The organism is Streptomyces hainanensis (assembly GCF_004348415.1).
GTDB classification, from domain to species: domain Bacteria; phylum Actinomycetota; class Actinomycetes; order Streptomycetales; family Streptomycetaceae; genus Streptomyces; species Streptomyces hainanensis.
The window spans coordinates 1-9,784 of sequence record NZ_SMKI01000305.1; the positions used below are offsets into that span (position 1 = coordinate 1).

Genomic DNA, 9,784 nt, shown 5'->3' on the forward strand with positions numbered 1-9,784 from the left:
GCCCCCGGGACCGCCCCGCGCCCGGCGCGCGCTGGCGCTGACCATCCTGCTGCTCGCGCTGTTCGTCGTCTGCTGCGCCTCGCTGGCCATCGGCGCCAAGTCGGTGCCGCTCTCCGACGTGCTGGCCGCCGTCACCGGCAGCGAGGAGGGCGACGCGGTGGTGGTACGCGAACTCCGGGTCCCCCGCACCCTGCTCGGGCTGCTCGCCGGCCTCGCGCTGGGCGCCGCCGGCGCCGTCGCCCAGGACGTCACCCGCAACCCGCTCGGCGACCCCGGGCTGATCGGCGTCGGCGCCGGCGCCTCGTTCGCCGTCGCCGCCGGCATCGGGCTGCTCGGCCTCACCCACTCCCACCAGTACATCTGGTTCGCCTTCCTGGGCGGCGCGCTCGCCGGCCTGGTCGCCTACGCCGTCGGCGGCAGCGGCTACGGCGGCGCCACCCCGGCCAAGCTCGCGCTGGCCGGCGCCGCCGTCACCGCGCTGCTCGACGCGTTCACCAACGCCCTGGTGCTGCTCGACATCCGCACCCTGGAGCAGTACCGCAACTGGGCGATCGGCTCGCTCGCCGGCCGGGACGCCGAACTCGTCCCGCAGCTCTCCTGGTTCGTGGTCGCCGGCCTGGCGCTCGCCGTCGCGCTCGGCGGCCGGCTCAACGCCCTGGCCCTCGGCGACGACCTGGCCACCACGCTCGGCACCCGGGTCAGGACCACCAGAGCCCTCGGCGCGGTCGCCGTGATCGTGCTGACCGGCGCCGCCGTGGCGGCCTGCGGGCCCGTCACCTTCGTCGGCCTCGTCGTGCCGCACGTCGTCCGCTCCCTCACCGGGCCCGACGCCCGCTGGCTGGTGCCCTGCTCGGCGCTCGGCGGCGCGGTGCTGCTGATCGGCGCCGACGTCGTCGGCCGCGTCGTGGCCCGCCCCGGCGAGGTGGAGGCCGGCGTGGTCACCGCGCTGGTCGGCGCGCCCTTCCTGGCGCTGCTGGTCAAGCGGGGCAAGCTCCGGGAGCACACCCGATGAGCCCCATGAGGTCCATGAGTTCCGTGAGCCCGAAGGGCCCGACGGGCCCGAAGAGCCCGACGCGAGAGGTCGTGCTGACCCTCGGCCCCGCCACCGCCCGCGTCAGGACCCGGGCCGTGCTGACCGTCGCCACGCTGGCGCTGCTCGCCTTCGCCGGCCTGGTCGCCTCCGTCTCGCTCGGCACCTTCGCCGTCCCGGTCGGCGACGTGCTCGGCGTGCTGTTCGGCGGCGGCCCGGCCGACGCCCGGCTGATCGTCCTCGACCTGCGGCTGCCGCGGGCGTTGACCGCCGTGCTCGCCGGCCTCGCCTTCGGCCTGGCGGGCGCGGTCTTCCAGGCCGTCACCCGCAACCCGCTGGCCAGCCCCGACCTGATCGGCATCTCGGCCGGCGCGGGCGCCGGCGCCGTCGCCGCCATCATGTTCGGGGGCGTCACCGCGGCCGGCGCGGCCACCTTCGGCGCCGTGCCGTTCGGCGCGCTCGCCGGCGCCCTCGTCAGCGCCGTCCTGATCTACCTGCTGGCCTACCGCGGCGGCACCATCACCGGCTACCGGTTCGTGCTCGTCGGCATCGCCGTCAACGGCGCGCTGGCCGCGCTGACCCGCTGGATGCTGGCCCGCGCCGACATCGACCAGGCCGCCCGCGCCATGACCTGGCTCACCGGCAGCCTCAACGGCCGCGGCTACGACCACGTCCGCTGGGTCGGCATCGCGCTGCTGCTGCTCGTCCCGCTCACCCTGGCCCTGGTCAGGCCCTACCAGCTGCTCCAGTTCGACGACGACACCGCGCGCAGCCTCGGCATGCCGCTGGCCAGGGCGCGGATCGCGCTGCTGCTGCTGGCCACCTGCCTGGCGGCGCTCGCCACCTCGGCGGCCGGCCCCGTCGCGTTCGTCGCCCTCGGCGCCCCGCACATCGCGCGCCGGCTGGCCGGCACCGCCGGCATCCCGCTGATCACCAGCGGTCTCGTCGGCGCGGCCCTGCTGGTGCTCGCCGACCTGGCCGCACGACTCGTCCTCGACCCGATCGAACTCCCGGTCGGCATCGTGACCGGCGCCGTCGGCGCCCCCTACCTGCTACTGCTGCTGGCCCGCGCCAACCGGGCCGGAAGGGGAGGCTGACATGGCACTCCGCTCCAACCCGCCGGCCGAACCCGAGGCCGAGCTGCCGGAACCGGCGGCCCCCCGGGCCGGCGCCGCGCTCACCGGACGCGGGCTGCGGCTCGGCTACGGCTCCCGGGTGGTGGCCGACGAGCTCGACCTGGCGATCACCGGGGGCCGGGTGACCGCGCTCGTGGGGCCCAACGCCTGCGGCAAGTCGACCGCGTTGCGCGCGCTGGCCCGGCTGCTCAAGCCGACCGCCGGCGTCGTGCACCTGGACGGCACCGACATCCAGGAACTGCCCGCCCGCGCCCTCGCCCAACGGCTCGCGCTGCTCCCGCAGACGCCGACCGCGCCCGACGGAATCACCGTGCGGGACCTGGTGGCCAGGGGCCGCACCCCGCACCAGCGCTGGTGGCGGCAGTGGTCGCGGGAGGACGAGCTGGTCGTGGACGCGGCGTTGGCCGCCACCGGCTCGGCCGAACTCGCCGAGCGGTCCATCGACGAACTCTCCGGCGGCCAGCGGCAGCGCGTCTGGATCGCCATGGCCCTGGCCCAGGACACCGACGTGCTGCTGCTCGACGAGCCGACCACCTACCTCGACCTCGCCCACCAGGTCGACGTGCTCGAACTGGTCGTCGGCCGCAACCGCGACCGGGGCACCACCGTGGTGATGGTGCTGCACGAGCTCAACCTGGCCTGCCGCTACGCCGACCACCTGGTCGCGATGCGCGACGGCGCCGTGGTGGCGGCCGGGCCGCCGGCCGAGGTGGTCACCCCCGAGCTGGTCGAGGACGTCTTCGGGCTGCGCGCCACGGTGATCGAGTGCCCGGTCGCCGGAACCCCCCTCGTCATTCCCGAGGGAGGCCGCCGCGTCGGGCCCACCGGCGGCTGACGACCCCCGCGGGGAGGGAATTGTCACCGGGGTGTTGCCGTCGGATGCTCTCAGGGTTGCCGAGGCGGAAGGAAAAGCTGCGAACACGCGAACCGAAGGTGAAAGAAAGGTACTTGTCACCTTTTGGTTGCCAAGATCTCAGCTCGGTATCGCTGATCTACGCGCGGTTCTCAGGTATGTACTAGCGCAGTAATGTGCCGTCCACCGGTACGGCTTACCGCCGCCAACACCTTGAGGTGGACGATGCGCACAGCAAGACCCAAGGCCGCCGCTCGGGCGTTCGCGGCCGTCATCGCGATCGGCCTGATAGCGGCCGGTTGCGCCAGCGACCGCGACGACGACGACGGTTCGGGCGACGGCACCGGCCCCTTCGTCTTCGGCGCCGCGGGCGACCCCGCAGCCCTCGACCCGTCGCTGGGCAGCGACGGCGAGACCTTCCGGGTCACCCGCCAGGTCTTCGAGACCCTGATCGAGCACGAGCCCGGCGGCACCGAGATGGTCCCCGGCCTGGCCGAGGAGTGGTCCAGCAACGAGGCGGGAACCGAGTGGTCGTTCACCCTCCGCGACGGGGTGACGTTCCACGACGGTGACGAGCTGACCGGTGAGGTCGTCTGCCAGAACTTCGAACGCTGGTACAACTGGAGCGGCACTTACCAGAACACCACGCTGTCGTACTACTGGCAGTCGGTGTTCGGTGGATTCGCCGAGAACGAGAGCGAAGAGACCCCGCCGCCCAACTACGTGGGCTGCACCGCCCCCGACGAGCTGACCGCCGTCATCGAGGTCGCCGAGCCGTCGGCCAACTACCCGGGCGGATTCTCGCTCCAGTCGTTCGCTCTCCAGTCCCCGACCGCCATCGAGGCGATGGCCGCCGACGACCCGAGCGGCGAGGGCGAGAACATCACCTTCCCGAACTACAGCCAGGAAGCCGGCGTCGTCTCCGGCACCGGCCCGTTCCAGATCTCGGAGTGGAACAGGAGCAACGGCGAGATCACCCTGGAGCGGTTCGACGACTACTGGGGTGACGCCGCCGGCGTCGAGGAGCTGGTCTTCCGCACCATCCCGGAGGAGGACGCCAGGCGTCAGGCCCTCCAGGCCGGCGACATCGACGGCTACGACCTGGTCGCCCCGGCCGACGTCGAGACGCTGGTGGCCGACGGCTTCCAGGTCCCGGTCCGCGGCGTCTTCAACCTCCTCTACCTCGGCATCACCCAGGAGAACAACCCGGCCCTGGAACAGCTCGAGGTGCGGCAGGCCATCGCCCACGCCCTGGACCGCGAGAACATCGTGAACACCCAGCTGCCCGAAGGCGGCGTGGTGGCCACCCAGTTCGTGCCGGACACCATCGACGGCTACTCGGACGACGTCACCACCTACGAGCACGACCCGGAGCTGGCCCAGCAGTTGCTGGCCGACGCCGGTGCCGAGGACCTGACGATCGACTTCTGCTACCCGACCGAGGTCACCCGCCCGTACATGCCGGCCCCCGCCGACATCTACGAGCTGCTGAAGGCCGACCTGGAGGCCGTGGGCATCACCGTCAACCCGGTGGCGCTCAAGTGGAACCCGGACTACACCGAGACGACCCGCGACGGCGGTTGCGGCGTCTACCTGCTCGGCTGGACCGGCGACTTCAACGACGCCTACAACTTCCTGGGCACCTGGTTCGCCGACTACTCGCGAGAGTGGGGCTTCGAGAACCAGGAGCTGTTCGACATGATGTCCGCGGCGTCCACCGAGCCCGACGTGGCCACCCGCGTGAGCCTCTACCAGGGCCTCAACGAGTACATCATGGACTACCTGCCCGGCGTGCCGATCTCCAGCTCGCCCCCGTCCATAGCCTTCTCTCCCGACGTGAACCCGCCCACCGTCTCCCCGCTGACGCAGGAGAACTTCGCGGAGGTCACGTTCAAGTAGGCAGTGGGGGGCCGGGCTGCCGCCCGGCCCCCCGAGGATCAGTCCGCCCGGCCGCGGCACCCCGTGGCCGGGCGGCTCCCATGTGAGGGAAGGGGGAGCCCTTCGGTGCTCCGTCTCATCGTCCGCAGGCTCCTCCAGCTGGTACCCACGCTGCTCGGCCTGTCGGTTCTGCTCTTTCTCTGGCTGCACCGGCTGCCGGGCGGGCCCGCCTCCGCGCTCCTCGGCGAGCGCGCCACCGAGGCCGACCGCCGGCAGATCGAGGAGGCCCTCGGCCTCAACGACCCCGTCTGGGTGCAGTACGGCCGCTGGATGGAACGCCTCCTCCAGCTCGACCTCGGCTCCTCGGTGCGCACCGGGCGGCCCGTCTGGGAGGAGTTCACCCAGCGCTTCCCGGCCACCGTCGAACTCGCCCTGGCCGCCATGCTGATCGCCGTCGTCGTCGGCATACCGCTCGGCTACTTCGCCGCCCGCAGGCGCGGCACCTGGCTCGACGTCGGCGCCGTCTCCGGATCGCTGATCGGCATCTGCATCCCCGTCTTCTTCCTCGGCTTCATCCTGCGCGCCGTCTTCGCCGTCAACCTCGGCTGGCTGCCCAGCTTCGGCCGCCAGTCCACCGGCATCGACGCCACCGAGATCACCGGCTTCTACGTGCTCGACGGCCTGCTCACCGGCGAGTTCGACGCCTCCTGGGACGCGATCGAACACCTGGCGCTCCCGGCGCTGGCGCTCGCCTCCATCCCGCTCGCCGTCATCGTCCGCATCACCCGGGCCAGCGTGCTGGAGGTGCTCGGCGAGGACTACGTCCGCACCGCCGAGTCCAAGGGCATCGCGCGCCGCGTGGTGCGCGGCCGCCACGTGCTGCGGAACGCGCTGCTGCCCGTCGTCACCACCGTCGGCCTGCTCGCCGGCTCGCTGCTCTCCGGCGCCGTGCTCACCGAGTCGGTCTTCGCGTTCGGCGGCATCGGCTCCTTCATCAGAGACGCCATCGACGCCCGCGACTACCCCGTGCTGATGGGCTTCATCCTCTTCATCGCGCTGCTGTACGTGGCCATCAACCTGCTGGTCGACCTGGCCTACAGCCTGATCGACCCGAGAGTGCGGGTGAACTGATGAGCACCACCACCAAGTCGGCGAAGATCGACCGGCTCGCCGAGCTGACCGCCCGCAACGAGACCGCCAGCGGCGCCAGCCTCTGGGTGGAGGCGTTCCGCCGGCTGCGGCGCAGCAAGATGGCGCTGATCGGCGCCGCCATCATGGCCGTGTTCGTCGTGCTGGCGATCGTCGGCCCCTGGATCGCGCCCTACAGCCCCACCGCCCAGACCTGGCGGGACGAGGTCTTCGTCAACCGCGGCGAGTTCGTCGGGCCGCGCGGCGACAACTGGCTCGGCCTCGACCACCTCGGCCGCGACCTGTTCTCCCGACTGCTGGTCGGCACCCGGCAGACGCTGCTGGTCGGCGTCGTCTCCACGGTGCTCGCCTTCGTCGTCGGCGCCGTCATCGGCGGCGTCTCGGGCGCGGCACTCGCCTTCGGCGGCCGGGTCGGCCGGCAGATCGACACCGTGCTGATGCGGTTGATCGACATGATGCTGGCGCTGCCCTCGCTGCTGCTCGCCGTCTCGATCGCCGCGGTCCTCGGGCAGTCGCTGACGACGGTGATGATCGCCGTCGGCGTGGCGCAGATCCCGATCTTCGCCCGCCTGTTGCGCGGCTCCATGCTCGCCCAGGCCGGCGCCGACTACGTGCTGGCGGCCAGGTCGCTCGGCGTGCGCCGGCGGCGCATCGTGCTGGCCCACGTGCTGCCCAACTCGCTCGGCCCGCTGATCGTCCAGTCGACGCTGGCCCTGGCCACCGCCATCATCGAGGCCGCCGCCCTCTCCTACCTGGGCCTCGGCAACCCCGACGCCTCCCAGCCGGAGTGGGGCGTGATGCTCGCCCAGGCGCAGCGGTTCTTCGACCAGGAACCGATGATGGCCGTCTATCCCGCGCTGGGCATCATCATCACCTCCCTCGGCTTCACCCTGCTCGGCGAGGCCATGCGCGAGGCACTCGACCCCAGACTGCGGAGCTGATGCGTCATGTCCCTGCTTGACGTGGACGAACTGACGGTGGCCTTCGCCGGCCGCGGCGGACCCGACACCCGGGCCGTGGCCGGGGTGTCCTTCGCCGTCGACCAGGGCGAGGTGGTCGGCCTGGTCGGCGAGTCCGGCTGCGGGAAGAGCGTCACCTCGCTCGCCCTGATGGGCCTGCTGCCCAAGCGCGGTGTCACCGTCGGCGGCCGGGCCGTCTTCGACGGCACCGACCTGCTGTCGCTGCGCCCCTCGGCCCTGCGCGACCTGCGCGGCAGCCAGCTGGCGATGATCTTCCAGGACCCGCTCTCCTCGCTCAACCCGGTGGTGCCGATCGGCATCCAGGTCACCGAGATCCTCACCAGGCACCGCGGGCTGCGGGGCGCCGCCGCCCGCAAGGAGGCCGCCGCCCTGCTCGACCGGGTCGGCATCCCCGACCCGACGCGGCGGCTCAAGGAGTACCCGCACCAGCTCTCCGGCGGCATGCGGCAGCGCGCGCTGATCGCCATGGCGGTGGCCTGCGCCCCCCGGCTGCTGATCGCGGACGAGCCGACGACCGCGCTCGACGTCACCATCCAGGCGCAGATCCTGGAGCTGCTGAAGGAACTCGTCGACCAGCAGGGCACCGCGCTGCTGATGATCACCCACGACCTCGGCGTGGTCGCCGGCCTGTGCGACCGGGTCAACGTGCTCTACGCCGGCAAGGTGGTGGAGGCCGCGGCCCGCCGGCCGCTGTTCGCCGACCCCGCCCACCCGTACGCGCACGGGCTGCTCGGCTCCATCCCGCGGCTCGACGCACCGCGCGGCGACCCGCTCAACCCGATCCGCGGCTCCATCAACGACCGGATCGACTGGGCGGACGGCTGCGCCTTCGCGCCGCGCTGCGACTTCTACACGCTCGACTGCCTCCAGGGCACCCCCGAGCTGGCGGGGCGCGCCGGGCCGGCCGGCGCGGACGACGAGGCGGACACCGGTCACCGGGTGCGCTGCGTCAACCCGGTGACCACCACGAGTGAGGCGACGGAGGCGGCGGTATGAGCCTGCTCGAACTGGACGACGTCAAGGTCCACTTCCCCGTGAAGCGGGGCGTGCTCTTCGACCGCACGGTCGGCCACGTCTACGCGGTCGACGGCGTCTCGCTGAGCGTCGAGGCCGGCCAGACCTACGGCCTGGTCGGCGAGTCCGGCTGCGGCAAGACGACGCTTGGCCGCGCGGTGCTGCGGCTCACCGACATCACCTCGGGCCGCGTCGTCTTCGACGGCACCGACCTGGCCGCGCTGCCCGACGAGGAGATGCGGCGCACCAGGCACCGACTCCAGATGGTCTTCCAGGACCCGCTGGGCAGCCTCAACCCCCGGCAGAACATCGAGTCGATCCTCGCCGAGGGCATGGCCGCGCACGGCATCGGCGCCAACCGCGAGGAACGCCGGGAGCGGATCGTCGAGATCCTGCGCCGGGTCGGGCTGCCCGCCGGCGCGCTCTCCCGCTACCCGCACGAGTTCTCCGGCGGACAGCGGCAGCGGATCGGCATCGCCAGGGCCATCGTCCTGGAACCCGACCTGATCATCTGCGACGAACCCGTCTCGGCGCTCGACGTCTCCATCCAGGCGCAGGTGCTCAACCTGCTGGAGGAACTCCAGGACGCGCTCGGCCTGACCTACCTGGTCATCGCCCACGACCTGGCCGTCGTCCGGCACATCTCCGACCGGATCGGCGTGATGTACCTGGGGTCGCTGGTCGAGGAGGCGCCGAGCGACGCGCTCTACGCGGAGCCCCGCCACCCCTACACCCGGGCCCTGATGTCGGCCGTGCCGGTGCCCGACCCGGAGGTCGAGGACAACAGGGAGCGGATCCTGCTCCGCGGCGACCTGCCGTCCCCGGCCAACCCGCCGGCGGGCTGCCGCTTCCACACCCGCTGCCCCTGGCGGCAGCCGGAGCGCTGCGACACCGAGCGCCCCGCGCTCACCGACCTGGGCGACGGACACCGGGTGGCCTGCCACTACGCGGCCGAGATCGCCGACGGCACCGTCCAGCCCATCAGGGACCTGGCGCCGCCGGTGCTGCGCGACGTGCCGGGCGTCCCGGCCCAGGCCGGCGGGGGAGAGGAACCCGTGCCCGCCGCCTCCTGACCGGCCGTCGGCCCCCGGGGTGGTCCCCGGGGGTGGTTTACGGGCGCGATTCCGGCCCACCCGGCCGGAATCCCCCGTAACCACCCCCTTTGTCCCGCTACGGTCGTGCGCTGTGAAGGCCATCCGTCGTTTCTCCGTGCGCCCCGTCCTTCCCGAAACCCTCCGAGCCCTGCACGAACTCGCGTTCAACCTCCGCTGGTCCTGGCACCCCGAGACCCGCGAACTCCTGCGCTCCGTCGACCCCGCCGGCTGGCAGGCCGCCCGCGAGGACCCGGTCCGCCTGCTCGGCACCGTCGACGCCGACCGGCTCGCCGAGCTCGCCACCGACCGCGGCTTCCTCCGCCGCCTCGGCCTCGCCGCCGGCGACCTCAGCGACTACCTCACCGAACCCCGCTGGTACCAGGCCGCCGAGGCCCGGAGCGGCGGCGAACTCCCCCGATCCATCGCCTACTTCTCCCCCGAGTTCGGCATCACCGCGGCCCTGCCGCAGTACTCGGGAGGCCTCGGCATCCTCGCCGGCGACCACCTCAAGGCCGCCAGCGACCTCGGCGCCCCCCTCATCGGCGTCGGCCTCCTCTACCGGCACGGCTACTTCCGGCAGAGCCTCTCGCCCGACGGCTGGCAGCAGGAGCACTACCCCGTCATCGACCCGCACGAGCTGCCCCTCACCC

General features: G+C 72.7%; 9 protein-coding genes. All 9 read left to right on the forward strand.

Annotated features, from left to right (window positions below; all coding sequences use genetic code 11):
* A partial coding sequence (locus E1283_RS24630) for a FecCD family ABC transporter permease (protein WP_243745076.1) occupies nucleotides 1-1,012 on the forward strand: 1,012 nt, incomplete at its 5' end.
* Between the two features lie 14 nt (nucleotides 1,013-1,026).
* On the forward strand, nucleotides 1,027-2,127 hold the full coding sequence (locus E1283_RS24635) for a FecCD family ABC transporter permease (RefSeq protein WP_243745077.1): 1,101 nt from the start codon (nucleotides 1,027-1,029) through the stop codon (nucleotides 2,125-2,127).
* Between the two features lies 1 nt (nucleotide 2,128).
* Nucleotides 2,129-3,001, forward strand: coding sequence for an ABC transporter ATP-binding protein (locus E1283_RS24640; RefSeq protein WP_132820331.1), 873 nt, complete (start codon nucleotides 2,129-2,131; stop codon nucleotides 2,999-3,001).
* A 243-nt stretch (nucleotides 3,002-3,244) separates the two neighbouring features.
* A complete protein-coding gene (locus E1283_RS24645) occupies nucleotides 3,245-4,918 on the forward strand; it encodes an ABC transporter substrate-binding protein (protein WP_132820332.1) in 1,674 nt (557 codons plus the stop codon).
* A gap of 105 nt (nucleotides 4,919-5,023) precedes the next feature.
* The gene (locus tag E1283_RS24650) at nucleotides 5,024-6,028 is read left to right on the forward strand and encodes an ABC transporter permease (protein WP_132820333.1); all 1,005 of its coding nucleotides are present in this window, start codon (nucleotides 5,024-5,026) and stop codon (nucleotides 6,026-6,028) included.
* Nucleotides 6,028-6,987, forward strand: coding sequence for an ABC transporter permease (locus tag E1283_RS24655; protein WP_132820334.1), 960 nt, complete (start codon nucleotides 6,028-6,030; stop codon nucleotides 6,985-6,987). The genes E1283_RS24650 and E1283_RS24655 overlap by 1 nt, the downstream gene beginning before the upstream one ends.
* A 6-nt stretch (nucleotides 6,988-6,993) precedes the next feature.
* Nucleotides 6,994-8,022, forward strand: coding sequence for an ABC transporter ATP-binding protein (locus tag E1283_RS24660; protein WP_132820335.1), 1,029 nt, complete (start codon nucleotides 6,994-6,996; stop codon nucleotides 8,020-8,022).
* Nucleotides 8,019-9,113, forward strand: coding sequence for an ABC transporter ATP-binding protein (locus E1283_RS24665; protein ID WP_243745078.1), 1,095 nt, complete (start codon nucleotides 8,019-8,021; stop codon nucleotides 9,111-9,113). The genes E1283_RS24660 and E1283_RS24665 overlap by 4 nt, the downstream gene beginning before the upstream one ends.
* A 112-nt stretch (nucleotides 9,114-9,225) precedes the next feature.
* The coding region (locus tag E1283_RS24670) for a DUF3417 domain-containing protein (protein WP_132820336.1) at nucleotides 9,226-9,784 on the forward strand (559 nt) is incomplete at its 3' end.

Excerpts from the sequence above, each read along its gene's own strand:
- E1283_RS24655 (WP_132820334.1), top strand. The coding sequence starts at position 6,028 with ATGAGCACCACCACCAAGTCGGCGAAGATCGACCGGCTCGCCGAGCTG.
- E1283_RS24665 (WP_243745078.1), top strand. The coding sequence starts at position 8,019 with ATGAGCCTGCTCGAACTGGACGACGTCAAGGTCCACTTCCCCGTGAAG.
- E1283_RS24635 (WP_243745077.1), top strand. The coding sequence starts at position 1,027 with ATGAGTTCCGTGAGCCCGAAGGGCCCGACGGGCCCGAAGAGCCCGACG.
- E1283_RS24640 (WP_132820331.1), top strand. The coding sequence starts at position 2,129 with ATGGCACTCCGCTCCAACCCGCCGGCCGAACCCGAGGCCGAGCTGCCG.
- E1283_RS24660 (WP_132820335.1), top strand. The coding sequence starts at position 6,994 with ATGTCCCTGCTTGACGTGGACGAACTGACGGTGGCCTTCGCCGGCCGC.
- E1283_RS24645 (WP_132820332.1), top strand. The coding sequence starts at position 3,245 with ATGCGCACAGCAAGACCCAAGGCCGCCGCTCGGGCGTTCGCGGCCGTC.